The following is a 25,703-nucleotide window of genomic DNA, read 5'->3' on the forward strand; positions in this document are numbered from 1 at the left end:
ATATGTCGTAAGTTCATGATACACCTTAATCTTGATTCGTTTTGTAACTGCGCGCTGCCAAGGTCCGTTGAATCAGGTAGCCACCCAGGCCAATCGCTAATCCAATCAACGCTGGGACCACCCAGTCCATACCCAACTTCGCCATCGGTAAAGTTTTCGCATCCCAAGCTAATAAGTGTTGCGCCCAACCTTGTCGCGTCACGATTGCGGGAGCCGAACCCAGCGCATCGAATAATGCTGGTATCAAAGTAAACCCAGTCGTCCAACGATAGACACCCGTATTACGATGAAATAGCGGTGACAGAATCGATAAGACGATCAACGTAATCGCTAAAGGATACAAGAACATGAGCATTGGCGTTGACCAAGCGATAATCTGATCCAAACCAATATTGGCAATTAAGAACGAGGCGCCACAAGAAAGCCGATTCCAAGTTCGATAGGAAATCTTTGGGAATTTCACATGTAACGCTTCTGAAAATGACGATGCCAAGCCAACCGCCGTCGTTAAACAAGTTAACGTAGCCATAATCGCTAACATAATCTCCCCAGGAACGCCGAAGAACGCCTTGGCAATTTGTGAAAAGGCAATCCCGCCATCGACTGACAACTTAAAGTGGGTTAACGATGTCGCGCCAAGCCAGATTAAGCCGAGATAGATCAGTGCTTCTAGCGAAATGCTCAACAAACTAGATTTAGCAGCCGTTTTCGCAATCGCCGTTGGGTTATGCTGTCCTAACCCACGAATAACCGTGACAACGGCAATCCCGAATAGTAAAGCAGCTAAGGCATCCATCGTATTATACCCTTGTAAGAAGCCATTCAGAAAAGCATGTTGCTGATAAGCCGTCGTCGTAGCGGTCATTTTCGCAATACCTAAAGGATGCGTAAACGCCATCCCAAAGATAACCGCTAGCAGAATCAAAAAGGCCGGATTGAGCAACTTGCCGATCATGTCCACAATTCCCGTTGGTTTCCGGGAAGCCCAATAGGTGATACTGAAGAAAATCAATGAATAAATGAACAAGTAAAACGGGGCTTGACTGGTACTGATATGACTAGCAATCCCAATCTGAAACGGCGTTGTGGCCGTCCGTGGTGTTGCAAACAACGGGCCAAGGGTGGCGCAAGTTAGCATCATAAATGCTGTGGCGTAATGTTTGCCAATTGGCCGGGCAAGATCATAAATACCGGTACTGCGGGTAATACTAATCGCAATAATGCCGAGTAACGGTAAGAGTGTCCCGGTCAATAAGAAGCCCCAACCAGCCGTTAACCAATGACTACCGGCCAATTGACCTAAATGAATCGGAAAGATAAGATTACCGGCACCAAAGAACATGCCGAACAACATTGAACCGATAATGAGATAATGTTTGAATGTTAATTTTTGATTGGACATAAGCAAAGACTCCTCGTGTGTTGACTGTAGTAACGACAGCTAATTCGTCATTGCTTGGCACTCGACTAAGACCACCATAACTTGTTGTTTGAAACATGCACTCGTCCTCCTTCATCATCAAACGAAAAAAAGCGCCCTTTGAAAATCACTAGGATTTTCAAAGGGCGCTTGCGCGCGGTACCACCTTTGTTTGTGCTGGACATTTGTGTGTCCGGCAGCTTTGATCGCGTACAGTAGGGGTTGAAATGTGTTCGGCTCGACTACTTCTTCCACTTACTTAGAAGCAACCCGTCGCGCCTCACAGACTACGATACGTTCACACGATAATGGGTGTCCCCAGCCGACACTTACTGACGCTCGCATCGGCAGTTCACAGGTTACTTTCATGACTGGCTCAAGACTGACTTCCACTACCCGTCAGCTCCCTAGACTTGATCCCAGTTATTACTTTCCTGATCATCACAATTGTTTTCTCATTTATTTTTAATATTTGCAATCATAAACTCATTTTAATGTTTTGTCAACATCTGGTGCTAAGTTCATTTTTAACTGTTCTTCCAACCAGATTGATGCTTACCATTGAAATTTGTTTTGACCGACCAATCAAAAAGCGGTTACAATACCTATAGTACGACATTTAGTGCTAGTTAAAAATATCGACTGATCGTTCATTTATAGCAACCCAGTCATTAACGACAGACCCACCAGGATTGGCGATTTAATCCAACTAGATCCTGTCAGATTTCTATATTGAGGTGACACCATTGCAAATTCAACATGAAGCCGTCCAGTCTATGCCACGACTCCCTTTTAAATATTATGAACACGACCCGCTAACGACCATTAATGTCGCCCCGCATTGGCATCAAGGTATTGAACTCAACTACTTGCTCGCCGGTGACACCTTAACCTTTGTCACGGACGGACAGACACAACAGTACCAACCGGGCGACATCTGGGCGACGAATCGCCGCAGCGTCCATAGCGCTACTGGTAGCCCAGACGCTGACTGGGATGAATTCGGGCTGATTATCGATGATGATTACTTGTTGACGCAACTGCCAGCTAGTGCCAATTGGCAACTAACTTTAGGCTTGACCACGGCTAAGACAACGCACCCTACTAGCTATACCGTGATCCAGCAACAATTATTGACCATCCATGACTTGCTCCAGCACCCTGTTACCGACACCGTTCGCTTACAAGTGTTGAGTCACTTCTTTCAGCTATTAATTGAACTAGATCAACATTTCGTCATTTTGAAAGACGACACGACAACGAGTCCCAATCAATCACTAACCGATACCGTTATGACGACCATTAATGACCACTATGCTGAACCGATTAGCGGCACGACTTTAGCTGAACAATACCACGTTTCACTAACGACCTTGAACCAACAATTCAAGACCAATTTACAACTATCCGTTAATCGCTACTTACGGCTGGTTCGCTTAATGAATGCCCGGCGTTTACTACTATCAACGGATATGAAAGTTGATTACATTGCCGTCCATTGCGGGTTCACTTCCGCTAAGACACTCAACCGCAATTTTAAAGCTTGGAAAGGACTGACGCCAACCGATTATCGTCAAGCCTACCAGCGCTATCATCAAATTGATACCAATTGCCTTTAAAAATGACCCCTATTCAAAATTTCAGCATGCTAAACTACGTTCGGTTACTTGAAACCGAGCGTTTTTATTTTAAAAATAAAAGGAGTTTTCCCTCATGATTAAACTAATTGCAACTGATATGGACGGGACATTTTTACGACACAATATGACTTATGACGAAGACCGCTTCGCCACTTTACACGCACAACTGCAGCAACAAGGGATTCGCTGGGTCGTGGCCAGTGGCAATCAATACTACCAATTAAAATCATTTTTTAAGCAATATCCGGATACGATTTACGTCGCTGAAAATGGCGCTTATATTCGTGACCTTAAGCAGATTTACGCGGTGCATGCCTTTGACCCTATCGCTGTCGCAGCCATTTTACCGAAACTTCAAGCGATACCGCATTTGCAGATCACCGTTTGCGGCGTCCGACGCGCCTATGTTCTCACTACGGAAGACCCGGTCCACATGGCAGATGTAAATCGCTACTATCCAGAACTAGCAAGTGTCGACCACTTTACCGACATTGATGATCAAATCCTCAAATTCGCCATCACTTGCCCAGTTGCCGAAACCGATGCGATTGTTGCACAATTACGAACGGCTTTGCTAGGCCTCGCCGTCCCGACTAGCAGTGGTCACGGTGACATTGATGTCATCCAGATTGGCACCCATAAAGCGGCGGGACTACAAGAATTAGGTAACGTTTTGGGTATCGGTCTCAATGAGATGTGCGCCTTTGGCGATGGCGGTAATGACTTAGAAATGCTGCAGAAAGTCGGTCTCGGGGTGGCGATGCAAAATGCCCAAGCGCCCGTCAAAGCCGTCGCTGATGACCAGACGACCGATAATGAAAGCCAAGGCGTCTTAAACTTTATTAGTGATTTACTGGTTAATCCGCAATGAAGACGCCCAGTCAATTAACCACCGCGAGCATTTTAAGTCTGTCATTCGTCAGTGCCGTCACCACGGTGATTACCGGGATCATTCCGCAACTAACCGCTGAATTTCCACAAATCGCGCCAACGTTGATCGAATGGCTCGTCACGAGTGCGAATCTAAGTGCGTTGGTCACCTTGTTGCTCAACCCTTGGCTGACCCGCCGTTTCGGCAGTCGGCAGCTGGTGATTAGCGGCTTGCTAGTGAGCGCCGTGGCCGGAACCCTCCCCATACTCGTCACTAATTTTGCCGTACTGATGGCCAGTCGAATCGTGCTGGGACTCGGGATTGGCCTATTCTCACCACACGCGATTGGTCTGATTGCACACGTCTACCACGGTGAGCTGCGGGCCCGGCTGCTGGGCTATCAGACCGGCCTGTCAGCGTTAGGCAATGCGATTTTACTCGTCTTAGCCGGCTGGTTAGTCATTTTAAGTTGGCGTGCCGTCTTCTTACTGTACCTGATTTTAGCCGTTTTGGCGCTGCTAGCAGTCAAAGCATTGCCGGATTTTCGACCGACTGCCTCGACCACTAACCAAGCTGAATCCTTACCAGCTTCTAGATGGACTCTATTAGTACTGACTTTTGTCACTTACATGCTGATTTGGGGCGTTCAGTTAAAATTACCAACGCTATTTACCGAACGCCACTTTGGTAATACCAGTGTCTTGAATCTCACTTTAGCCGCGATGAACTTAGGTGGTCTCATTGCCGGGTTGTCATTTGGCAAACTCCACCAGCACTTGCATCGCTACACCTTAACGCTCGGCTATGCGGGCGCAGCAGTGGCGGTTCTGGTCCTATGGCAAACGACCAATGCGGCTTTAGGCATCATCGCCGCCATTTTCTTTAACTTTATCTACTCATACACTGGTCCTTACTTAGTCTTTAGCAGTCAGGCCAGTTTGACTGGTAATCAAATTGATACCATGAGTAGTCGCCTGACGATTGCGACCATTATCAGTGCCTTTTTCGCGCCCCTCGTGTGGAATTGGCTCGGTAATTTTGGCCCGCAAACTCTAACAACCAACGTTCTAGCTTGGATTGCCGGCTGTTTAACCTTGATTACATTACTGACCGGCGTGTGGGCATACCACATGCAGAAAGGACCCACTAACCATGTCGAATCTTGAAAAAATGCACACGGGGGACCTCTATCTACCAGATGATCCCACAATCGAAATCCAGCAAAAACAATTGCTGAATCGCTTATATGATTACAACCAAACCCGTGTCACCGAACCCGAAAAACAACAAGCTATTCTATCCCAACTGTTCGCTGAAATCGGTCCACATTGTTACATTGAGCCGCCATTTCACGCCAACTTTGGCGGTCATCACGTCCATTTTGGTGCCAACATTTACGCCAACTTCAACCTGACACTAGTCGATGACACCCATATCTATATCGGTGATCATACGATGATTGGCCCGAATGTGACGTTGGCAACCGCTGGGCACCCGATTCTACCAGAATTACGGGAACAAAATTATCAGTATAATAGGCCAGTGCATATCGGCCGCAACTGCTGGCTAGGCACTGGCGTCATCGTTTTACCAGGTGTGACCATTGGTGATAATGTCGTAGTCGGCGCTGGCAGCATTGTTACTAAGAATTTGCCAGATCATGTCGTTGCAGTTGGCAATCCTTGTCAGGTGATGCGCCAAGTCAGTGACCATGACCGGCAATATTACTTTAAGGATCGGCAAATTGATCCGAAATTATTAAAATAGTGTACAAAAAAATGGAGACCCTGTATTTGAATCAGCGTCTCCATTTTTATATCGAGATAATTTTTTTCATTTAATACAACTATTGCAAATCACTAGCTGGTATCGGCTAAAACTTACTTATCGATCAAATAATAATGATTTTTCTTCAAGCAGTTTAAAATCCAAGCACATTCTGTTGAAGAAATCGATATTTTTCTTATTTTTCAACTGATAGACCTTTGAAGCCTGCCTTGTAATTTGTGCCTCACGAGGTCGAATATAGTTAATTTCATTAAGCATCAATTGATATTTTAATACATTGCGTTCCTTTTCAACCTCCATATCTACCAAAGTATAATTAGCCTCGTTGATAGGAATCATATCATTAAGCAATAAAAAGCTTAGTGGTGCTGTATCTGATTGAGAACTACCCCAAACTTGAACAGCAATTCGTTTATTTACATGTTTACCAGACTTGGCAGTTTCCAATGGTGCAAAGTACGTAAATTCATTAAACTTAAAAACAATTCCAACATATGGTCGATGACTCTTATTCCATAAAACTCGACGATTAAACCTTCTCAAATACGAAATATAATCACTATTTACATAATAAAGATTCATCTGTCCTCCAAAAATTTAGAAAAAAAAAGGGCCGCCATGCAGCCCCCCTTCATACTAAGGTTCTCACTTACGGTAGAGAATCACCAATTTTAAAAGTCTCACTTACGGTAGAGAATCACCAAATACTGGACTTCTATTCTATACAAATTATACAACATTCTCGAAAGAAGTAAATGGACTTGCACCATATTAATTGTACACAATGATGACCGTGAAACACGAGTTATTTATATTCACTAATACAAATACTGCAAATCACTAGCCGGCGTTGGATAGGCCAAAACTAACTTCTGCAATTCAGCTAACGTGACTTGTTTATCGATCAACAAAGCCACGTAATTAATCAGTTCATCGGCAATCTCACTCAGGAAGCTGGCACCGAGCACGAGTCCGGACTGTTGATCCACAATTACCTTCGCTAAAGCTTGCGGCGTTTGTAGCCGATAGTACGTAAACCAGTGGGTCATATCCAACTCATTGACTTGGTATTGATTGGACTTTGCTGCTTGATCCGCAGTCATGCCAACTTGTGCTAGCTTAGGTTCAGCGTACACCTCAGTCGGAACAACCGGATAGCTGATTGGTGCACCAGCTTGTGTTAACTCACCGACTAAATAGCGCGCTTCATAACCTGCCAGCGGGGTTAATTTTGGTACCGGCGTATCGCTCACATCCCCGATCGCATAAATATGTGGATTAGCGGTCTGTAAATGATCGTTGACTTGTACGCCGTGTCGATTGTAGCTGACCCCGACATTCTCCAAACCTAAATGATCCGCATTTGGCACCCGCCCAGCGGAACAAACCACTAAGTCAGTTGTGAGATCAAAACCGTGATCATCTGTTAAGTGTAGACCATCTGCTTGTTGCATAATTTTGTTTAAGTCCACATCTAAATCAAAGGTGACTCCTTGTTGCGTTAAATTTTGCATCAACGCCTTAACAAGGGCCGGGTCAAAGGCCTTCAATGGCCGCTGATTATGATGAATCAAATGAACTTCAGCACCCGCTGAACGTGCAATCGTTGCTAATTCAAACCCAACATAGCCACCACCAACAAATGTGACCCGGCTAGGCATCGTGTCTAAATCAAGAAAGTCCGTACTAGTGGCAAAATACTCGTGACCGGTGATTGGTAAGATACTTGGCCGTTGACCGGTCGCAATCACATAGTCAGTCGCATTGACGACCTCACCATCTACGGTCAACTCGCCATCAGCCCGAAAATACGCTTGCCCATGCAAGGTATCAATCTTTTGGGCCTTTAAACCGTTCAACGTGCCACTCGGGATCTGATCCGTATACCCGCGCTTGGTTGCCATCAAAGCTGGCCAATCAATCGTTGGGACCCCAGTCAACCCATGACCAGCTAAATTCTGGGCATGGCGGCGGGCTTCAACGGCACTGAGTAAAATCTTTTTTGGGTCACAACCACGGTTAGGACAAGTCCCACCCCATAAGTCATTTTCGACAATCAATACTGATTTACCTTGAGCTTTTAGACCACTTGCCATGGCGGTACCGGCTGGGCCACCGCCGATAACGATAACGTCAACTTGTTTGGTCATTTTTGGAACTCCTTTGCTTGAGATTTTGTTTTTGCTAAACTTGCTGAAACGTGTTCGCTCGGGCTGAGGATTCCGCTTGCTACGCCAGTCAAGCATGCGGAAGTTCACCGCATCATTGACTAGCTAGGCAATGCTCAACCTCAACCCGCCCTCACTCACACTCTTTTTTGAAACGTGCTCAGTCCAACTGCGCCCTCCGCTTGCTACGCTAAGCCAACCATGCGGAAGTTCACCGCATCATTGTCTTAGCTAGGCAATGCTCAAGCGCAACCCGTTGGCCTTCACACTCTAATCTGGTTCATGCGTACTCAAATACCCCATCACGGTCTGCCGATCCAAATATCCCCGTACTTGCTGATCTTCCGTCACGGCCAAATAATCATGCGTCGTCAACGCTTCAAACGCGGTGCGTAAGGTCGCTTGCCCGTCAATCGCTTGAATCCGACCGGCAGCAACATTCGGTTTGACTTTTAAATAACCTTGTTCCAAGCCCACTCGACCGACATAGATATCGTAGACTTTCTTCGCACGACTGGCACCAAAGAATTCGCGAACGAAATCATTGACGGGATGCTGGGCAATTTCACTTGGCGTATCGACTTGGAGCAATTCACCATGACGCATCACGCCGATTCGGTCACCTAATTTTAACGCTTCATTCATATCATGGGTGACAAAGACAATCGTATTGCCGAAACGTTGATGCAACCGTAAGACCAAATCTTGTAACTGTTGCCGTGAGATTGGGTCTAACGCACTGAATGGTTCATCCATTAAGACCGTTGCTGGTTGTGAGGCAAGTGCCCGTAAGATACCGATCCGTTGCTGCTCACCACCAGATAGTTCATCGGGCATCCGATCGCGATATTCGGCAGGATCTAAACCGACTTCAGTCAGTAATTCATCAATCGTTGTACTGATTTCTTTTTTTGGTGTTCCTTTCATTTCGGGAATCACCGCAATGTTTTGCGCCACGGTCATCGTCGGAAACAACGCGATTTGTTGCAAGACGTAGCCCATATCCCACCGTAACTCGCGGATAGGCACTGTCGTTGCATCGGTGCCATTAACTAGGATTTTCCCGTCCGTCAACGGCTCCAAGCGATTAATCATTTTCAATGAGGTCGTCTTGCCGCTACCAGAAGTCCCAACCAGCACGAATAGCTCCCCTTGCGACACGGTTAAGTTCAAGTCAGGAATCACATTGTGACCGTTAAAGTCTTTCTTAACATGCTGAAACTCAATTGCACTGGTCATCTTAGTGTCCTCCTTCTAATAAGCCATGTTGCACCAAATAATGATGGGCAACCGTCGCCGCCGACTTATTCTGTACGTTAACTTCATAGTTCATTTCTTGCATATCCGTTTCTGAGATCTTGCCAGCCAACTTATTCAACGCCTTGACCACTTGCGGATGTTTGTTCGCAAAGCTGGTCTTCATTAACGGTGCCCCTTGGTAAGTTGGGAAGAAATGCTTATCATCCTTTAAGATGGCCAAGTTATATTGCCGCAACTCACTATCGGTTGAATACGCATCGACCAAGTTGATCCGGCCTTTACTGATCGCCGTGTACCGTAAGGCTGGTTCCATCGACTTGGCAGTCACATTTAAGCCATACGCCTGCTTCAAACCTTTCAAGCCGTCATCACGGTCAATAAATTCTAACGTCATCCCGGGATTCAACAACGATTCAACTTGCGTCAGATCACTAATCGTCTTTAAGTTGTGCGCTTTTTTAAACTTCTTCGTTACTGCCAAGGCGTACGTATTGTTGTAAGCCATTGGTTGCAATAATCGCATCTGGTCTTGAGACGCTAACCGGGTCTTCGCCAATTGATACGTCTTTTCAGCGGTCAAGCCTTTCGGATGGCTGCCCTTAACTAAGGTCTCTAGCACTGAGCCCGTAAATTCAGGATAGATGTCAATTTGATCATGTTTCAAAGCACTAAATAAAAACGTCGTCTTCCCAAAGTTAGGCTTTAACGCCACTTTTACATGATCATTATTAGCTTCAATCAGATCTTTATACATATTAATGAGAATTTCTGGTTCAGAACCTAGCTTCCCGGCAATCGTAATGGTTTCCGTTCGGTTGGCAAACACACTATACGCACCGCCCCCGCCAAGTAAGACCACAATTAAGGCAAACACGGTTAGCGCACGCTTGGGTTTCGCCGTTTGGAACCAGCGAATCAACGCGCTCAACGCAATCGCTAGTAACGCCGACGAAATTGCCCCAATTAATAAAAGCGACGTATTGTTCCGGTCAATTCCGAGCATAATAAAGGTCCCTAAGCCCCCAGCACCAATTAAAGCGGCTAAGGTGGCGGTCCCGATAATCAAGACAACCGCCGTCCGAATCCCGGCGATGATTTGTGGCATCGCAATCGGCAGTTCGACTTTAAATAATTTCCGCATCCGCGACATGCCAAACGCATTGGCCGCTTCTTCAATCGACTCATCGATCTCGTTGATCCCTAAGTAAGTATTTTGAAAGATAGGTAGTAGCGCATAGATAACTAAGGCAATCACTGCCGGAACCGTCCCAATGCCGACTAATGGAATCAATAACCCCAATAAGGCTAACGATGGGATCGTCTGAAGCACGCTGGTTACCTGTAACAAAAACTCGGCCATCTTAGGTCGACGAACGGCCCAGATTGCCAATGGAATCGCAATCACCATCGCAATGACTAGCGCAGCAAGTGAGATGCCTAGATGTTGCCAAAGCGCCGTCAATAAATCCCCGCGCCGCTCCATAAATGTCTGTATCAAGGTTTGCATAATTTCCTCCCCGAAGTCTGCTTTCTAATGTGTCTAATCGTAGCATAATGCCGCCCAAAACCGCAGTAAAAAGCGTTTTGATTTTCGGCTCACTTGTAACTTTAAAAGTTCGATATACCTAGCCTATCAGTTTGCCGAAAAACTGTTAAGATTAAAAAGAAAGGATTTTCCGTCCAAAACTTTAAAAACGAAGGTGTTCCCGCATGCTCGATCCAACTGATATTGAGATCTTAAAAATTTTAAACCGTAATTGCCGCATTAAACTCAACCATTTAGCAAAGGAAGTTCACCTAACACCCCCGGCCGTGGCCTCCCGGGTGGAACGGCTTGAGGCTACCGGTGTCATTCGCAAATATACCATTGAAGCCAATCTCGCTGAAATGGGCTTCCAACGCCAAGTCTTCATTCAAGCCGGCCTCAAAGCTAACCAGAAAAAGGCCTACCTAGCATTGATCAAACGTTATCGCAACACGATTCGCCACCACTATCGAACGACCGGTGAGATGAATGCCTTGATTGAAGCCGCATTCTTCACCGCCGCTGATTTGGACGATTTCTTACAACAACTGAGTGTCGTCGCAACTTACCGCGTGATTGATATCGTGGCCGAAGCTTTTTAAGCTAAAAAAGACGCTACCTAGTTTAGGTAACGTTTTTTTAAGCGCTCGTAATCTGCATCCGACCATGACGCTTCGAATGATATAAATTACGATCAACGCGATTATAAAAATCAAGTAATTCCTGATCTACAGCCCGTAACTCGGACACGCCAACTGAAATCGTTGGTTCAATCGGCTGCCCATCTGCGACAACTCGTAGGTGGTTAACTGCATTGAAGATCTGCGCCACAATCGGCTGCGTGGCGGCCAAGTGATAATCGGGGAACAAGAGATTAAACTCCTCGCCCCCGGTTCGAAAAAGTTGAATTCGCGGATCATTTTCATCAAGCACTGTTTGAACGGTCGTCACGACTTGCTGTAAGACTTCATCCCCTGCCAGATGTCCATGCGTATCATTGATCTGCTTAAAATGATCAATATCAAACATCATCATCGTTAATGGCTGATCCGTATTTTTGCTCTTCTCGAACCAACACGTCCCCACATCAACATACGACGCGTAATTTTCCGCCTTGGTCAATGAATCATGACTGGCAAACCGTTTTAACCGTTGCTTCAGTTCACTATCATGGGTCAGCATAATCACATAGCTATACAGCAAGATGGCAAAAACGACCAGATACAACCACTGCAGGGTCAGCATCTTCCAACTCAACTGATACTTTAACTTCATCCAATACCACAACAACCAACCAAATGGGATGATAATGGTGAGATAGATAACCGGGGCTAAGCGAGACGTATGCCACTTGCGATAAGCAATATTCAGCCCCCAGAACAGGAGACATAACGTCACCGTATGCCACCAAGATAACCAAGACGTCATTGAATGATTATAGATCATAAAAATAACCACGGTGGGGAATAACCAAATACCAGCTACCCGATCACTCAAGAAGTAACCGCAAAAGATAATCGCAATCAATTGGAAGTTCATAAACTGCCAATCATAAGTCTGACCAATCACGAGGGTTTGCAAGCTAAACGTGAAAACGACCATGTAGAGCACACCATACCAAGTTTCGATCGTGCGATCCGTAATCTCCCAGTGGTGCCCATGCACCCAGCGCTTCAGCCACCCCACACTCGCCCAGTACAATGTTAAGACCCCTAAAACAAAGAAAACACTGGTCGTAAATGGTGCCACGTGCCAGTTCGTCCAGGTCATCACATCACCTCCCTCTTAAATTGGTTAGGACAGCTTAATTGATGAGCGCCAAAATTAGCCGATCACGCACAACCAAACTCCCTATCGTCGTTCATTTGTTTAGCGATAACCTAGCTACGGACATAACCGCCTTCTTGTTCAACCGCAATCTGACCAACTAGATTCAAGTAATCAAATGGGTTGTTGAAGTTCGGCGAGAACAACATGTCGACCATTGCCAACTGATCAATCGTGCCATTATTTTGCATCAACACGGAGACCACGTTGGCCGATTGTGACACGCTATGCTTGCTCATCAGCTGAACGCCAAGCACTTTACGACTATTCCGATCGTAGACCAGTTCAATATTGACATTAAACGCATCGGGCATAAAGTCCGGTCGATACGGACCGTCATAGTGCGCGGTCGTCGCATTCAAATGGGCTGCTAAAGCTTGCTTTAAGGTTAAGCCGGTACCGGCGATCGTTTGTCCGAATAAAATAATGCCAGTTGTAGATTGCGTCCCAATCGTCCGCACGCGTCGTTCACCAACGTTGATTCCAGCCAACGTTCCTTGCCGAATCGCATGTGAAGCTAATGGAGCATAAACCTGAGTATGCGTTGGATTAGAATGAATGACCGTCGCATCACCAGCCGCTAAGATTGCTTCGTCAGACGTATACATATAATCATCCGTAATAATCGCGCCTTTCTTGGTCATCTTAACTTGACCTTCCAAAAGGTTGGTATTCGGTAACATCCCGGCGCTGACCGCCGCCATATCGACCACAAAGTCGCCAGCCGTCGTTGCGACCACTAAGTGACCCTCAGCATCATCATCAAAACTAGTCACCGTCGTATCCGTCACCACGTGAACCCCGTTATCGGTTAACAAGGTCATCACCGCCGTCGACAAGGCTGGTTCTAAGTAATCATTCAATAAATACTTTGGCCGCTGGAACAGCGTGACTTGATGGCCCGTCTTCGCATAGCCTTCAGCGAGTTCGACGCCGATATGACCGCCACCTAGAATCGCAATTCGCGGTTGATCGTTGGTCGCGGTACATAAATCGTGCGCTTGATCATAAGTTTTGCAAAGCATCACTTTTGGATTTTCAATCCCCGTAATGGCTGGAATCGCGGTAATGGAGCCAGTTGCCATGATTAACTTGTCGTAGCTGGTGGTTTGCATTTCTTTAGTGATTAGATTCTGAACCAGCACCGTCTGCTGCTTAGCATCAATTTTAATGACATCATGCTGAATCCGCATGTGGACACCTTGCTTGGTAAAATCAGCCGGTTCGGCGTAAAAGGTATCCTCCAGACGCGGCACCGTTCCTTCAATATGCAAATAAGTGGCACATGATAGATAAGAAATATTCGCTTGACGTTCATAGACTGTAATATCCGCTGTCGGATAAGTCTTCAGAATTTGTTTAATCGCTGCAATTCCTGCGTGTGTACACCCGACTACCACAATATTCATAGGCAAAAGCCCCTTTCTTTTTTTAAAAGATTAGTTTATTATATTAATACGCATATACGTTTATAGTTATTAAATATACAACCTTAACATTATACTAACTTTCAACTTAAAAGCAAACTGCCAGAGGAGGCCCTCTATTGAACCCAACTTACCGTTTTTTTGTTCAACCGCAAGTCAATACGCTCACCAAAACCATTGCCGGCTATGAATTGTTAATCCGGCAACAGACAGCGGCAGGCTGGCGTTTACCAGCTTCTTTCACCGCAATCGATCCCGTGGTTTTCGCCGACTTATTAATCCAAGCTACCAAGGTTTTAGGCAACAAAGTCCAACATTGTTCGGTGAACATCAGTCGTCAACAATTAATGACCACTACGATCGCCCAAGCCTTAATCCAATGTCAGATTCAACTCTATCCAACCAAATTAGTTGTTGAATTAACCGAAGACGAAAGTACTGAAGACTACTGTACTGACGCCGTTCTAGCGCATCTCGAAATGTTCGTTCAACACGGCATTGAAGTCTCATTGGACGATGTTGGCAGTGGTGAAAACTACTTCACTGAGATTCGCGATTTATTGCCATATGTCAGTGAAATTAAGTTTGCGTTACAAAACTTCAAACAACACTTTCAAGATCCCGAAATGCTACGACGCGTTCGTTTCTGGCGTGCCATTAGTAACGAATATGCTTTACGAATGGTGCTTGAAGGTATCGAAGATCAACCAGACAATCAACTAAGTAACCAGCTCGGTATCGGCGTTAAACAAGGCTATTACTTTGGTAAGCCGCGCTTATTGCAACTACCAGCAAAGACAACTTACTGCGCCTAAACTTTAAATCTAATCGCATAAACGGTGTTCACAGTACTCTTAACTGAGTTATTGCGAACACCGTTTTTTATTTAACCTTACCCATGCCGGTAGTGTCGACTGCCAGCCCGCTTCACATCTTTACGCGCAAAATGGGTTAACTTTGCCGCCCCAACTGTCGCCTGGTTCATTAACTTATCGAACTGGCGATCAGACAACCAATGCCGCGCCGTTAATGACACGCCAGCGCCCATCCCAGCGTGATAGCGAGTCTTTGGCTTCACATCGTTGACTGCTCGAACCATCAGCTTCGCAATCACACCTGGATTAGACGCGAACGTATCGAACAACGAGAGCATTGCCCCCACGTTACGCGCTTGCTTGCCATAAGCCGTTTCACCAGACACTTCTAGTAACTTCTTTTCAGCGATACCGGCCCATTCGGTCTTAATACCACCTGGTTCAATGATCGACACGTCAATGCCAAACGGTGCTAGTTCCATCCGCAACGCATCGCTCATCCCTTCGATCGCATGCTTGGTACCCATATACCACGCACTCAACGGCTGATAAATCTTCCCACCGATGGACGACACATTAATAATCCGACCACGGTGTTGCGCCCGCATGATTGGTAAGACTAATTGCGTTAAGCGCATCACGCCAAAGACATTCACTTTGAATTGATACTCACCTTCAGCTAACGGCACATCTTCCAGTGCCCCATACGAACCATAACCGGCATTATTGATGAGCACATCTAAACGGTGTTGTTCCACCTCAATCGTTTTGACCGCTGCAACCAAGGTCGCTTCATCCGTCACATCCAACTTCAAGACGTGCACCCCCGCAGCCGCTAGATCCGTCATTTTTTCGACTCGCCGGGCGGCACCATAAACAATATTGCCTTGCGCCTGCAACTTTAAGGCCGTCGCTTTCCCGATTCCTGATGATGCACCCGTGATTAGAATGACCCGTGGCTTTGCCATAAGTTTTGCCTCCATTATTCTCAACTAATTAATGCCATGCTACCCCTTACTAGCGCGAAATGCAATCGGATTCATAACCAGAGATATGCTAAAATAATGGTAAGCAGTTTTAAAAAGGGGTTGGGAAAATGTCCGTTAACTTTGGAATTTTAAGTGCCGCTTCAATTGTTCCCCGCGTGGTCACCGGCATGCGTGAATCATCCTTGGCCACGCCGCAAGCTATCGCCGCCCGTTCACGGGTTAAAGCCGAAATGGTGGCTTTACGTTGTCAGTTGCCGACCGTCTATGACGATTACGAGACCTTATTAAGTGATCCGCAACTTGATGCCATTTACATTCCAACTTACAATGCCGGACACTTTCCGTTAGCCAAGCTGGCCTTGCAGCACCACAAACCCGTCTTACTCGAAAAGCCATTCACCCTAACCGCTGCCCAGACACAAGCCTTGTTTGACTTAGCTGCGCAAGAACAGGTCTTATTAATGGAAGCACAAAAGGCCATCTTTTTACCGATTACGCAGCAAGTCAAACATTTATTGGCTGCTGGAACACTGGGACACGTGCGAACGATTAACATTACCGAGTACCATCCTAGCGGTAATCCAACTGGCTGGTTCACGAATCGTGCGGCGGGTGGCGGGGCTTTATATGGCAGTGGTGCCTATCCGCTAGACTACTTGCAATACTTATTCGCACCGACTGATTTAACGATGACCGGCGTCGCAACGATTCCGACCGGCTTAACCGATACCCAAGCCGCACTCAGCTTACAGTTTGGCGACTGCCTAGTGACCTTATTGATCACCTCAGCGCAGCCACAGCCTAGCCAGATGGTCATTCATGGTGACTTAGGAACGTTGACGATTCCTAACTACTGGAAGACGGATCACGCGACCTTGGCCCTCAACGACCAGCCTGTGAAGACGCTCCACGCCGATCAACAAAGTGAATTTCGCTTTGAAATCGATCACTTTTGTCAGCTGCTCATGACCGGTCAAACAACGAGTCCCGTCATGACACCAGCAATCACGAAACGGACCATCCAATTAATCGAAGCTTGTTACCAGCAATGGTTTTAAATATGAGGAGGAATTTTCATGCCAATTAAACTAATTATGGACACCGATCCTGGAATTGATGATGCCGCTGCAATCACGATTGCCTTGAATCATCCCGACCTAGAATTACAATTACTCACGGCCGTTGCCGGCAATGTCACCGTTGATAAGACCACACTGAATGCCTTAAAACTTGTGCGTTTCTTCAATAGTGATGTACCGGTTGCTGAAGGTGCCGCACAACCCCTGATTAAGCCTTTTGAAGATGCTGCCCGGATTCACGGGGAATCTGGCATGCCAGGGTATGACTTTCCAACTGACTTACCCAAACCACTGCCAATGACCGCGGTTGAAGCTTTACGCGATATATTATTAGCTGCACCCGAACCACTTACCTTAGTACCAACCGGCTCCTACACGAATATCGGCCTACTGTTAAAAACGTATCCCGAAGTCATCCCACATATTAAACAAATCGTGGCGATGGGCGGCTCCCTCGGTAAGGGCAATATGACCAGTGCCGCTGAATTCAACGTCTTCACCGACCCCCATGCGGCAGCGATTATGTATGCCTCAGGGATTCCAATTACGATGGTCGGCCTTGATGTCACCATGAAAGCCTTGTTAACTCCAGCGACCATGCAGACGTTACCAACGTTAGGTCGGACTGGGACCATGTTGCACGCCCTCTTCACGCATTATGGCGATGGCGACCAGACTGGCGTACCGATGCATGATGTCAATACGCTCTTTTACTTATTGCATCCCGAAGCATTCACGACCGAAGCGATGTGGATCGATATCCAAACTGATGGTCCGGCCATCGGTGAAACGGTTGGCGATATTCGCGGGGCTTATCATAATGGCCGCACGAACGCGACTGTCTGTGTCGATATCGACGCGCCAGCGTTTAATAAGTGGTTCTTAGCCACTGTTAAAGCAATCGGCTAATGAAACCAGAAAATACTTGGATCTTGCAATTCGGCGGGATCTTAATTTCAGCCGGGGTCATTTTAGCGGCGTTCGGCTGGTCCAGTTGGCCACTGGCTGCGATGACTTTGACCGCTTTACCACTCAGTTGGGGATCGGTTCAACTAACGAAAGCTTACAGTTCATCAGCTTTGAAACGTTTCTTCCTATTAATAGGATTAGTACTGATTTTAGATCTGATACTTGGTTTAATTTGGTTTCGACGGATTTTGTAATAAAAAGACGGCTACGGTCGCCTTTTTTTGATACGCATTCTTTACGCAAACAATACATGATCATGCTATTGCCAACTCCGAATTGGCGGCATACTATCATTAGTTACTACCGTCACTTTCAAAGGAGCTGGACGTTATCTTAACTGAACAAGATATGCCGTTTCCAAATGAAAATAATCAGCTAGAATACAAAGAACAGTTTAACGAAAAACTCAAAAAAGAAATCGCAGCTTTTCTAAACGGTCAAATGACCGGCTACATTTATCTGGGTGTCAACGATCAATCACGTCAACTCACCCATTCATTTACACCTCACGAAGCCCATCAGATTGAAGAAACCATTAGTCATTGGCTGACCAGTTCAATCTATTATCCCAGTCCAGTGGGTTTAGTTACTGTCCATACTGACAATAGTCCGCTCTGTATCTCAGTAATAGGCGGTGATTACCAACCTTATGCCCTTGACGGAAAAGTCTATATTCGAAATAATTCCGAATCCGTTAAAGCTTCCGCTGAACGTGTTCAAAAGATGTTACGGCAAAGCAGTCTAGGCACCTATGATAAATCAGAATCAGCACAACAAGCCCTGACGTTTAAATATTTAGATATTATGACTGACGCCGCCGAATTAGACTTTAAACAAAATGCGCTTGGCTTTCAGTTAAGCAACAGTCAAGCCTACACCAATACCGCCTTTTTAATGAGTGACCAATGCGACTTCTCCGTTAAAGTCGCTGTGTTTGAAGGCTTAACCGTTGATCAATTCAAAGACCGCAAAGAAGTTCGCGGCCCCATCCCCAAACAGATTGATGAAGTTCTCGCCTTCTTAAGTCTCAATAATCAACTCTCTTCAGTGATCACTGGTGCTGGTCAACGAACCGATCAACAGAGTTATCCGACAGTCGCAATCCGTGAAGCCGTGATTAATGCGATTGCACACCGTTCATACTTTAGCCGCGCAATGGTTCAAATCGAACTTTTCGACGACCGTTTAACGATTATGTCTCCCGGCCCATTGCCAGGCGGCCTGCAACCAGCCGCGATGTTGAACGGCCAATCGGTTCCTAGAAACTACAACATTCTCAATTGTTTATTCCGTTTAAAATACATTGAAAACTATGGGACTGGCATGCGGCGTATCTTCAATAGCTATCACGGAACTGGTCAGAAACCTAGTATTCTAGCGATGGAAGACTTTGTTAAGCTGACATTACCTAATTTGAACTACACACAGGTAGTTCAAAATTTAGAACAAAATCCAACACTTATCATTAATCCCAATCAACAAAAAATCATTGATTACTTAAAGCAACATCAAATTGCTACTAGAAATGATATTCAGAAACTACTCAAAATTAAAGACACTCAAGCAAATGCCTATCTAAAAGATTTGGTTACACAAGATATCATCAAAAAGACTGGGATTAATCGCAGCACTAGATACCAATTATCCTAGCCCAACCGGGAGCAAACCGGGAGCAAACCGGGAGCAAACCGGGAGCAAACCGGGAGCAAACAAAATCCCCAGCTCTAACGCTAACCGCGCTAGGACTGGGGATTTTTATTTAACTATTCAGTAACCGTCGTGGGTAAGCGTAATTCAACAACCGCATCCATCGGTTTTCCATTTAGCAATGCCTCGACAATAAAACTATCACCGGTATACAACTCTGGGCGCTTAGGTAAGATTTTACCAAAGAACTCACCAATCAATTGGTCAAACAATTGTCGACTAGACCCACCTTGTGCCCGCATGACAATATAATTACCAGCTGGTAACTCACGGATTTCCGCATCGTCAGTGGTGACGGTCGTATTAGCCCCAGCAAAATAAGTAAACTGTTCATCGTGAGTTCCACTCACAGCGTAGCCAATTTTGTCTCGACTGCCGGCCATCAAAGCGCCAAACTTGCCACTTTGTGCTAAGCTGCCAAAATGCGTGGTTTTCAATTGTGAGACCGTTTGAATATTGGTCATGGTTGGTAATGGTAATGGTGTTGCGTAGCCAGTTAACGTCACTTGGTCAAAAGATTTGATTTCATAATTAGTCATTAGTTTAAGTCCTGCTTTCGATTTGATAGACTTAGTTTAACAAGTTATACTTGCCAACTAGCTGTCAGGTATTAAAAAGTTAGGAGAAAAAATTGCGAATTGCACGTTTAATCAATCTCATTATGTTACTCTTACGAACCGAACAAGTCTCTGCCACTGATTTAGCCCACCGATTCGAAGTTTCCGTAAGGACAATTTATCGTGATGTCGAAACTTTGAATCTAGCGGGCATTCCGATCTACACGACTCGCGGACGATACGGCGGCATCGGTTTAATGTCGAACTATAAAGTGGATAAAAAGTTGCTGACTGCAGCTGACATTCGCAATTTACGCACCGCGCTCAATAGCGTACATAGCTTAATCGACAGTCCTGAAGTTAAAGCCACAATTCAAAAAATCGACGCGTTCTATGTCGCCGACCAAGCTGATGACCACCTATTCATCGACCGTCCCAACTGGCCAGGTTCTCGAGAATTAAAACAACTGGCTGAACAGATCGAACAGGCCATTGCGCAACATCACTATTTAACCTTCACTTACAGTGATCGTAACGGTCATGGTTCTAGCCGGCAGATTGAACCTTACCGTCTGATTTACAAAGGCGAACGCTGGTATGTTCAAGCTTATAGCCTGGAACGTCAAGCTTTTCGTATGTTCCGACTATCACGAATGCAAGCCATCCAGTTTTCAACCGATCATTTTGAGTCCCGCCAAGTTCCTGAATTAACATTTGACTTCGTAGCCAAACACCGGCCAACGTTAGTCACAATTACCGTTCAAGTCGACAATTTAGTGCGTGATCAGGTCGTCGAGCGCTTTGGCCAATCAGTTATCCAGCACGACACTAAAACTGGCTTTGTGGCAGCCATCAACCTACCCAATAATGAAAATGCCTATCGGTTTATCTTGTCATTAGGCACGCATGCTAAGATTATTGAAGGTGCCGACTTTTTAGCTGGTTTTCAAGCCTATTTACACCAACTAGTCACAACCTACTAACCATCAAAACCACCCGCAAACTGAGTCTCCTCAGTTTCACGGGTGGTTTAGTTTTAAGTTTAGATTTCACCTAAGTTGTCCGGTACTAATTCGATCAATGGCTGACCAAAGTTAACATCATCGCCGTTCTTTACTAAGAACCGCTTGACTTGACCAGACTGCTTAGCCACAACGGGCCGCATCATCTGCATTGCTTGAATCAAGCCAACTTGTTGACCCACACTAACATGATCACCCACCGTTACATAGGGTGGTTCTTCTGACGAGTGGGCTTGATAGTAGATACCGACTACCGGGGCCGTTACGCATTGTTTCGGATCAATTTCGTCTAACGGGGCCGCGCTCACTGGCGTTGGCGTCGCAGTTGGTGCCACCGAAGTCGCTACTGATGCTACGGTTGGCTGTGGCGTAACCGGTGCCTGACTAGCTGCCGGGGCATTCGGAATTGGTGCTGGTTGCGCCGGTGCCGAGGTAACGGCATGGGCTTTACCCTTTTTGCCTAACTGAATCTCAAAATCTTTGTCGCGGTATTCAAAACTCGTTAAGCTGCTTTGTTCGAACTTATCCATTAATTGGTAAATCTGATCTAATTCCATAAAAACAACCCTCCAATAGTTTACGTTAATAATTATAACGCTAAGTGTATCGCAGGATTGTTATGGAAATGTGATGAGTTCATTAAGAATCTTTCAAATTATGATGACTACGCCGAGGCCAACTGTTGCGCTGATGCCGCGACTTTAAACAAGAATAATGGTGCCGGTGATTTGCCAGCATCGGCATAGGCCAAGACAGCATCAACATGGTCCAACTGCATCAAGCGATCATCCAACTGCCACAAGTCGCGTTGATAATAATCATGACAATACTGAATGAGATTCGTCAAAAAATTGCCAATGGCTTCATTGACCGTATCACCACGTCCATCGACACCCCAAAAATCCGCTGACTCAAGCCAATAACGTTGTTCGGCCAATTCACGATAATGGCCTTCTTCATGAACTAAAACTAACCGTGTTCGCATTGCCAGGCCCCCTTCAAAACGTCCTAACTTTTAATGGTTCTTAAGATACCACCAGGACTGCTAACTGACAATACGAAACAACGAACCCGTTTGAAATTAAGGTTCTTAAGTGGAACCACCTTAGTTTGCAAACAAGTCCGCTATTTTGATTAAGAATCTAAACCGGCTTCCTGAGCTAAAAAGTAGCCGTGATGTTGAATATCCTGCTTCAAATCAGCCATTGTGAATTGATGATAATACGCCCGATATTGCCGATCAGCAACCGTAAATAAATCCGTTAAAGTTTCGCTGATATTCGCCGCAATCGCTGACTTGTCCGCCGCATCGTCCGTTTGTGAATGCCCAGTAATAAAGCGCGCATAACTCAGCGTTGGCGGAATCGTGACATCGTATAACTCGCCGACGTTCATCGACGCCAGATCTTTCTCCAATTGATAACCGCCGTTTTTACCCACGGTTCCAATCAGATACCCCTGCTTATGTAATACTGATAAGATGTTGCGAATCATCACTGGATTTAAGTGCAGTGACTGTGCCAGTTCGCGACTGGACACTTTTTGTGGTCGGTGTTCATCTAGGTACAATAAGCTATGTACCGCCACCGAAAAATCAAGTTTCATAAACAATCCCTCCAGATTATCTGAAATTCGCCAAACTTACATTAGCCTAATTTTACCACCAATTGTAATTAGTATCATTTCAATTAACACAGCGCTTACGTTATAATGACGCTCAGGGGGTCTTTTCTATGACAACTGAACTTAGCGCCGCTACTTTCAAACTGGCAGATACCGCGGCGTTATCACCTGCCCAGCAGCAACTTGAACACCAGTTATTCACGTTTATTAACGAACATTTACACACACCGCAACCCGGCCTTTTTGTGATTCACGGCGATGCCGGCACCGGTAAAAGTGCCGTCTTAGCCGCCGCTTTTGCCCGTTTACAAGCACTCAGCCGTAGCCAAACAGCTAATCCACTCCAAGGCATGACCAATTATCTGGTCGTTAATCATAATGAAATGCTTAAAATCTATAAACGCTTAGCCGGTGAAGATGACCAGTTACGCAAAAAGGATTTTCAAAAACCGACACCTTTAATTAACCGACTAGCGAAGACTAATCAACTAGCTGATATCACCTTTATTGATGAAACCCATCTGTTACTGACACAACCAGATCGGTATAATCGCTTTAATCAGCACAACCAACTCAGCGAACTAATCCAGCATAGCCGCGTGGTGGTGATGGTCTTCGATGAACACCAAGTCTTAAAGCTAAAGAGTTACTGGCAGACTAGTGCCCTGCAACCTTTCTTAGCCGCCTATCCTCATCAGCAGTTTAATCTGGATACTCAATTTCGCGTGACTGGCAGTACGGATGTCGTTGACTGGATCAATAACTTCACCCGTGGTCATTTGACGGCCAAGCCACACGTCCGCGACTTTGACTTTCGCATCTTTGAAGACGGCCAACCGATGTATGACTTGATTCGCCAACGTGATCACACAGTTCAACTCTCCCGGATGATTGCGACCGCTGACTTTCCATATGTCGTTAACCACGGCACTTGGTATGTGACCGCGGGCAGCTTGAAGCTTCCTTGGGACAAGGTCAACTTAACGGATGATCCGTGGGCGCTACGCCCAGAAACTTTGAATGAAGTTGGGTCCATCTATACCATTCAAGGGTTTGACTTGAATTATGCAGGCGTCATCTTAGGGCCATCGGTTGGCTATGATGCCACAACTGATCGGGTAATCGTCCGCCCTGAGCGCTATGAAGACCAAGAAGCGTTTAAAAATCGTGATGACTTGGGACACTTAACCCCATTAAAAGCCCAGATTATCTTCAATTCCATTAACGTTTTAATGAAACGCGGTCGTTACGGCCTATATCTTTATGCCGTCGACCCGGCCCTACGCCAACGATTATTAGCGTTATAATAGAAGTAAACTTACGAGGAGGGATTTTTATGCAAGTCTCAATTCCAACTGAAAATGGGGTCCTAGCTGCGAAATATGCCAAACAAGCAGCGGCCAATCAACAGTATAAAGGCCACCCCATTATTTCGTTTCCAGTTCATATTCAAGCTGTGCCCGCTGGTACCAAAACCTTGGCGTTTGTTTTTTACGACCACGATGCGATTCCGGTCGGTGGTTTTACGTGGATTCACTGGATTGCAGCTAATCTACCGGCAGACACCACGCTGATTCCTGAAAATGCCAGCCAAACGGGGGCTGTGACCATGGTTCAAGGTAACAACTCAACCGCTGGTGGCTATACTGGCGAGACCGATTTAAAGGTTACGCAACATTACGTTGGGCCTTATCCGCCTGATCAGGATCATGACTATACCTTCAAGTTATACGCCTTAGACACTGAGTTGCCCTTACAACCCGGATACTGGCTAAATGACTTCTACAAACTTAGTGCTGGCCATATCTTAGCCACCGCTAAAACGGTCGTTGTCGGTAAAAAATAAAGAGATTTAGCGATCTGATTTAAAAAAATCAGGTCGTTTTTTTATCACGCAAATTAACCGTTGCCAAACGCTGTCTAGTCATATTTTAGTCCATAATTGATATTTAGAAGTAATATTAATGCGGTCAAAACGTACTATATTCAACCTGAATATTTCAAAAAAGTATGTTATACTCGAATTCGTTGTTTATCAAATATATTATAATTTTATATCAAAACTAGTAGGAGATTACTTTGAATATACACCTTAGCAAATTAGAAATACGCGATTACCTTATCGGCTTTGCATTAGTCCTCACCATGGTCGGTATCGCCACTTGGCAACATGACTACGAAATTATCTTACCCGAGATTGGCGCCTTAACCACTGGTACTTGGATCTATCATAAAAATGACTGGGTTAACCAACCGTTCAAAATTTTCTTAGCCCCATTTGGCACGGCGGTGCTAGGTTTCCTAGTGAATCAGCTAGCCATCGGTTACCCAGAAAAAGTCTTGTTGACCTTGATTGCCATGTTAATTTGGCTACGCATCGTTGGTTCAGCCTTAGCACCTTCATTTGCGACCGGGTTGTTACCCGTCATCGTTAACGCAACGCACTGGTCATTTATTGTCGCAATCTTTGCCTTTACCGTCATTTTGATGCTGGGCGTTTACATCCGCGGCTTACAACACGGCTGTAAGCCCGGTGAACCCTTGCATTATCAATCCATGCTGATCTTTATGGTTGTTGCAGCAGCGTGGGTCGGCGGTGTTTGGCTAGTCGGTCGTCCACAGATGGCCGCAATTCCACCTGTATTAGTTGTCTTTTTTGAAGTCCTTCAAAAGCCGACTTACAGCGGTAAACTAATGTTCAAACAGATCATTGCCCTAAGTCTTGCAGCCACAATTGGTGTATTGATCCACATCGGCTTGGCCTCATGGTTACTCACGACCTTAATCAGCCTGCCACTAGTTTTCATACTACTACAGCTACTTGATATCAAACTTCCCGCTGCCTACGCGTTTCCATTGTTGGCACTCGTCTTACCCGCTAATATGTTTAGCCACTTACCGGTCACCGCAGTGCTAGCAGCCAGCTTCTTCTTAGGACTGGTCTATGGTTATAAAAAGTTGGCAACGGTCATCAAATTCGCTTTGGCAAACGATTAGCCTAGCAAAAAAGTTAGCT

Annotated in this window: 26 protein-coding genes and 1 other annotated feature; of the genes, 14 read left to right on the forward strand and 12 right to left on the reverse strand. The window is 45.6% G+C overall.

Annotated features, from left to right (window positions below; all coding sequences use genetic code 11):
* Positions 1-25: 25 nt before the first annotated feature.
* On the reverse strand, positions 26-1,402 hold the full coding sequence (gene brnQ, locus FFM77_RS00445) for a branched-chain amino acid transport system II carrier protein (protein ID WP_137633778.1): 1,377 nt from the start codon (positions 1,400-1,402) through the stop codon (positions 26-28).
* A 157-nt stretch (positions 1,403-1,559) separates the two neighbouring features.
* Positions 1,560-1,871, reverse strand: a binding site (T-box leader).
* 286 nt (positions 1,872-2,157) lie between these two features.
* Here brnQ and FFM77_RS00450 point away from each other — a divergent pair.
* The 4 genes from FFM77_RS00450 (at position 2,158) to FFM77_RS00465 (ending at position 5,698) form a co-directional block, all read left to right on the forward strand.
* On the forward strand, positions 2,158-3,039 hold the full coding sequence (locus FFM77_RS00450) for an AraC family transcriptional regulator (protein ID WP_223876735.1): 882 nt from the start codon (positions 2,158-2,160) through the stop codon (positions 3,037-3,039).
* Between the two features lie 94 nt (positions 3,040-3,133).
* Positions 3,134-3,931, forward strand: a complete 798-nt coding sequence (locus tag FFM77_RS00455; RefSeq protein WP_137633780.1) for a Cof-type HAD-IIB family hydrolase — start codon at positions 3,134-3,136, stop codon at positions 3,929-3,931.
* Positions 3,928-5,097, forward strand: coding sequence for an MFS transporter (locus tag FFM77_RS00460; protein WP_137633781.1), 1,170 nt, complete (start codon positions 3,928-3,930; stop codon positions 5,095-5,097). Before FFM77_RS00455 ends, FFM77_RS00460 begins: the two co-directional genes overlap by 4 nt.
* The gene (locus FFM77_RS00465) at positions 5,084-5,698 is read left to right on the forward strand and encodes a sugar O-acetyltransferase (protein ID WP_137633782.1); all 615 of its coding nucleotides are present in this window, start codon (positions 5,084-5,086) and stop codon (positions 5,696-5,698) included. The genes FFM77_RS00460 and FFM77_RS00465 overlap by 14 nt, the downstream gene beginning before the upstream one ends.
* Before the next feature lie 117 nt (positions 5,699-5,815).
* On the opposite strand, the gene FFM77_RS00470 is transcribed toward FFM77_RS00465, so the two are convergent.
* The 4 genes from FFM77_RS00470 to FFM77_RS00485 all read right to left on the reverse strand — a co-directional run bounded on the left by FFM77_RS00470 (position 5,816) and on the right by FFM77_RS00485 (position 10,654).
* The gene (locus FFM77_RS00470; protein ID WP_137633783.1) at positions 5,816-6,301 is read right to left on the reverse strand and encodes a type III toxin-antitoxin system ToxN/AbiQ family toxin; all 486 of its coding nucleotides are present in this window, start codon (positions 6,299-6,301) and stop codon (positions 5,816-5,818) included.
* Between the two features lie 236 nt (positions 6,302-6,537).
* The gene (locus FFM77_RS00475; RefSeq protein ID WP_137633784.1) at positions 6,538-7,869 is read right to left on the reverse strand and encodes a dihydrolipoyl dehydrogenase family protein; all 1,332 of its coding nucleotides are present in this window, start codon (positions 7,867-7,869) and stop codon (positions 6,538-6,540) included.
* 288 nt (positions 7,870-8,157) lie between these two features.
* Entirely contained in the window at positions 8,158-9,126 is a 969-nt protein-coding gene (locus FFM77_RS00480) for an ABC transporter ATP-binding protein (protein WP_137633785.1), read from the reverse strand.
* A gap of 1 nt (position 9,127) precedes the next feature.
* A complete protein-coding gene (locus FFM77_RS00485) occupies positions 9,128-10,654 on the reverse strand; it encodes an ABC transporter permease/substrate-binding protein (RefSeq protein ID WP_137633786.1) in 1,527 nt (508 codons plus the stop codon).
* Positions 10,655-10,857: 203 nt separating this feature from the next.
* Between FFM77_RS00485 and FFM77_RS00490 the strand changes: the two genes are divergently transcribed.
* Positions 10,858-11,274, forward strand: coding sequence for an Lrp/AsnC family transcriptional regulator (locus FFM77_RS00490; RefSeq protein WP_137633787.1), 417 nt, complete (start codon positions 10,858-10,860; stop codon positions 11,272-11,274).
* Between the two features lie 37 nt (positions 11,275-11,311).
* On the opposite strand, the gene FFM77_RS00495 is transcribed toward FFM77_RS00490, so the two are convergent.
* Positions 11,312-12,442 (reverse strand): GGDEF domain-containing protein, encoded by a 1,131-nt coding sequence (locus FFM77_RS00495; RefSeq protein WP_137633788.1) that lies wholly within the window; start codon positions 12,440-12,442, stop codon positions 11,312-11,314.
* A gap of 110 nt (positions 12,443-12,552) precedes the next feature.
* Positions 12,553-13,908, reverse strand: a complete 1,356-nt coding sequence (locus FFM77_RS00500; protein ID WP_137633789.1) for an FAD-dependent oxidoreductase — start codon at positions 13,906-13,908, stop codon at positions 12,553-12,555.
* A gap of 137 nt (positions 13,909-14,045) precedes the next feature.
* Between FFM77_RS00500 and FFM77_RS00505 the strand changes: the two genes are divergently transcribed.
* Complete coding sequence (locus FFM77_RS00505; RefSeq protein ID WP_137633790.1) at positions 14,046-14,741, forward strand: EAL domain-containing protein; 696 nt, start codon at positions 14,046-14,048, stop codon at positions 14,739-14,741.
* 77 nt (positions 14,742-14,818) lie between these two features.
* Here FFM77_RS00505 and FFM77_RS00510 read toward each other — a convergent pair whose 3' ends face one another.
* A complete protein-coding gene (locus FFM77_RS00510; protein ID WP_137633791.1) occupies positions 14,819-15,709 on the reverse strand; it encodes an oxidoreductase in 891 nt (296 codons plus the stop codon).
* Positions 15,710-15,837: 128 nt separating this feature from the next.
* On the opposite strand from FFM77_RS00510, the gene FFM77_RS00515 reads away from it, so the two are divergent.
* The 4 genes from FFM77_RS00515 to FFM77_RS00530 all read left to right on the forward strand — a co-directional run bounded on the left by FFM77_RS00515 (position 15,838) and on the right by FFM77_RS00530 (position 19,428).
* On the forward strand, positions 15,838-16,788 hold the full coding sequence (locus FFM77_RS00515; protein ID WP_137633792.1) for a Gfo/Idh/MocA family protein: 951 nt from the start codon (positions 15,838-15,840) through the stop codon (positions 16,786-16,788).
* A gap of 18 nt (positions 16,789-16,806) precedes the next feature.
* A complete protein-coding gene (rihC, locus tag FFM77_RS00520) occupies positions 16,807-17,718 on the forward strand; it encodes a ribonucleoside hydrolase RihC (RefSeq protein WP_137633793.1) in 912 nt (303 codons plus the stop codon).
* Complete coding sequence (locus tag FFM77_RS00525) at positions 17,718-17,972, forward strand: hypothetical protein (protein ID WP_137633794.1); 255 nt, start codon at positions 17,718-17,720, stop codon at positions 17,970-17,972. The genes rihC and FFM77_RS00525 overlap by 1 nt, the downstream gene beginning before the upstream one ends.
* Positions 17,973-18,126: 154 nt before the next feature.
* Entirely contained in the window at positions 18,127-19,428 is a 1,302-nt protein-coding gene (locus tag FFM77_RS00530) for an ATP-binding protein (protein WP_137633795.1), read from the forward strand.
* A 113-nt stretch (positions 19,429-19,541) separates the two neighbouring features.
* On the opposite strand, the gene FFM77_RS00535 is transcribed toward FFM77_RS00530, so the two are convergent.
* Positions 19,542-20,024: a GyrI-like domain-containing protein gene (locus tag FFM77_RS00535; protein ID WP_137633796.1), complete on the reverse strand. Its 483-nt coding sequence runs from the start codon at positions 20,022-20,024 to the stop codon at positions 19,542-19,544.
* Between the two features lie 92 nt (positions 20,025-20,116).
* Between FFM77_RS00535 and FFM77_RS00540 the strand changes: the two genes are divergently transcribed.
* Positions 20,117-21,025 (forward strand): helix-turn-helix transcriptional regulator, encoded by a 909-nt coding sequence (locus FFM77_RS00540; RefSeq protein WP_137633797.1) that lies wholly within the window; start codon positions 20,117-20,119, stop codon positions 21,023-21,025.
* A 59-nt stretch (positions 21,026-21,084) separates the two neighbouring features.
* On the opposite strand, the gene FFM77_RS00545 is transcribed toward FFM77_RS00540, so the two are convergent.
* The 3 genes from FFM77_RS00545 to FFM77_RS00555 all read right to left on the reverse strand — a co-directional run bounded on the left by FFM77_RS00545 (position 21,085) and on the right by FFM77_RS00555 (position 22,669).
* Positions 21,085-21,621, reverse strand: coding sequence for an acetyl-CoA carboxylase biotin carboxyl carrier protein (locus tag FFM77_RS00545; protein ID WP_137633798.1), 537 nt, complete (start codon positions 21,619-21,621; stop codon positions 21,085-21,087).
* 107 nt (positions 21,622-21,728) lie between these two features.
* Entirely contained in the window at positions 21,729-22,049 is a 321-nt protein-coding gene (locus FFM77_RS00550) for a hypothetical protein (protein ID WP_137633799.1), read from the reverse strand.
* Positions 22,050-22,198: 149 nt separating this feature from the next.
* Positions 22,199-22,669: an RrF2 family transcriptional regulator gene (locus tag FFM77_RS00555; RefSeq protein ID WP_137633800.1), complete on the reverse strand. Its 471-nt coding sequence runs from the start codon at positions 22,667-22,669 to the stop codon at positions 22,199-22,201.
* 128 nt (positions 22,670-22,797) lie between these two features.
* On the opposite strand from FFM77_RS00555, the gene FFM77_RS00560 reads away from it, so the two are divergent.
* The 3 genes from FFM77_RS00560 to FFM77_RS00570 all read left to right on the forward strand — a co-directional run bounded on the left by FFM77_RS00560 (position 22,798) and on the right by FFM77_RS00570 (position 25,684).
* Positions 22,798-23,994 (forward strand): DUF2075 domain-containing protein, encoded by a 1,197-nt coding sequence (locus tag FFM77_RS00560; RefSeq protein WP_137633801.1) that lies wholly within the window; start codon positions 22,798-22,800, stop codon positions 23,992-23,994.
* 29 nt (positions 23,995-24,023) lie between these two features.
* Positions 24,024-24,533: a YbhB/YbcL family Raf kinase inhibitor-like protein gene (locus tag FFM77_RS00565; RefSeq protein WP_137633802.1), complete on the forward strand. Its 510-nt coding sequence runs from the start codon at positions 24,024-24,026 to the stop codon at positions 24,531-24,533.
* A gap of 233 nt (positions 24,534-24,766) precedes the next feature.
* On the forward strand, positions 24,767-25,684 hold the full coding sequence (locus FFM77_RS00570) for a hypothetical protein (protein WP_223876736.1): 918 nt from the start codon (positions 24,767-24,769) through the stop codon (positions 25,682-25,684).
* Positions 25,685-25,703: the final 19 nt, after the last annotated feature.

This window comes from Lactiplantibacillus songbeiensis (genome assembly GCF_005405125.1).
In the GTDB taxonomy this organism is placed as follows: domain Bacteria; phylum Bacillota; class Bacilli; order Lactobacillales; family Lactobacillaceae; genus Lactiplantibacillus; species Lactiplantibacillus songbeiensis.

Bases quoted from the DNA above. Each gene is read 5' to 3' on its own strand.
- brnQ (WP_137633778.1), bottom strand. From the start codon at position 1,402: ATGTCCAATCAAAAATTAACATTCAAACATTATCTCATTATCGGTTCA.
- FFM77_RS00455 (WP_137633780.1), top strand. From the start codon at position 3,134: ATGATTAAACTAATTGCAACTGATATGGACGGGACATTTTTACGACAC.
- FFM77_RS00460 (WP_137633781.1), top strand. From the start codon at position 3,928: ATGAAGACGCCCAGTCAATTAACCACCGCGAGCATTTTAAGTCTGTCA.
- FFM77_RS00465 (WP_137633782.1), top strand. From the start codon at position 5,084: ATGTCGAATCTTGAAAAAATGCACACGGGGGACCTCTATCTACCAGAT.
- FFM77_RS00470 (WP_137633783.1), bottom strand. From the start codon at position 6,301: ATGAATCTTTATTATGTAAATAGTGATTATATTTCGTATTTGAGAAGG.
- FFM77_RS00475 (WP_137633784.1), bottom strand. From the start codon at position 7,869: ATGACCAAACAAGTTGACGTTATCGTTATCGGCGGTGGCCCAGCCGGT.
- FFM77_RS00480 (WP_137633785.1), bottom strand. From the start codon at position 9,126: ATGACCAGTGCAATTGAGTTTCAGCATGTTAAGAAAGACTTTAACGGT.
- FFM77_RS00485 (WP_137633786.1), bottom strand. From the start codon at position 10,654: ATGCAAACCTTGATACAGACATTTATGGAGCGGCGCGGGGATTTATTG.
- FFM77_RS00490 (WP_137633787.1), top strand. From the start codon at position 10,858: ATGCTCGATCCAACTGATATTGAGATCTTAAAAATTTTAAACCGTAAT.
- FFM77_RS00495 (WP_137633788.1), bottom strand. From the start codon at position 12,442: ATGACCTGGACGAACTGGCACGTGGCACCATTTACGACCAGTGTTTTC.
- FFM77_RS00500 (WP_137633789.1), bottom strand. From the start codon at position 13,908: ATGAATATTGTGGTAGTCGGGTGTACACACGCAGGAATTGCAGCGATT.
- FFM77_RS00510 (WP_137633791.1), bottom strand. From the start codon at position 15,709: ATGGCAAAGCCACGGGTCATTCTAATCACGGGTGCATCATCAGGAATC.
- FFM77_RS00515 (WP_137633792.1), top strand. From the start codon at position 15,838: ATGTCCGTTAACTTTGGAATTTTAAGTGCCGCTTCAATTGTTCCCCGC.
- rihC (WP_137633793.1), top strand. From the start codon at position 16,807: ATGCCAATTAAACTAATTATGGACACCGATCCTGGAATTGATGATGCC.
- FFM77_RS00525 (WP_137633794.1), top strand. From the start codon at position 17,718: ATGAAACCAGAAAATACTTGGATCTTGCAATTCGGCGGGATCTTAATT.
- FFM77_RS00530 (WP_137633795.1), top strand. From the start codon at position 18,127: ATGCCGTTTCCAAATGAAAATAATCAGCTAGAATACAAAGAACAGTTT.
- FFM77_RS00535 (WP_137633796.1), bottom strand. From the start codon at position 20,024: ATGACTAATTATGAAATCAAATCTTTTGACCAAGTGACGTTAACTGGC.
- FFM77_RS00545 (WP_137633798.1), bottom strand. From the start codon at position 21,621: ATGGAATTAGATCAGATTTACCAATTAATGGATAAGTTCGAACAAAGC.
- FFM77_RS00550 (WP_137633799.1), bottom strand. From the start codon at position 22,049: ATGCGAACACGGTTAGTTTTAGTTCATGAAGAAGGCCATTATCGTGAA.
- FFM77_RS00555 (WP_137633800.1), bottom strand. From the start codon at position 22,669: ATGAAACTTGATTTTTCGGTGGCGGTACATAGCTTATTGTACCTAGAT.
- FFM77_RS00560 (WP_137633801.1), top strand. From the start codon at position 22,798: ATGACAACTGAACTTAGCGCCGCTACTTTCAAACTGGCAGATACCGCG.
- FFM77_RS00565 (WP_137633802.1), top strand. From the start codon at position 24,024: ATGCAAGTCTCAATTCCAACTGAAAATGGGGTCCTAGCTGCGAAATAT.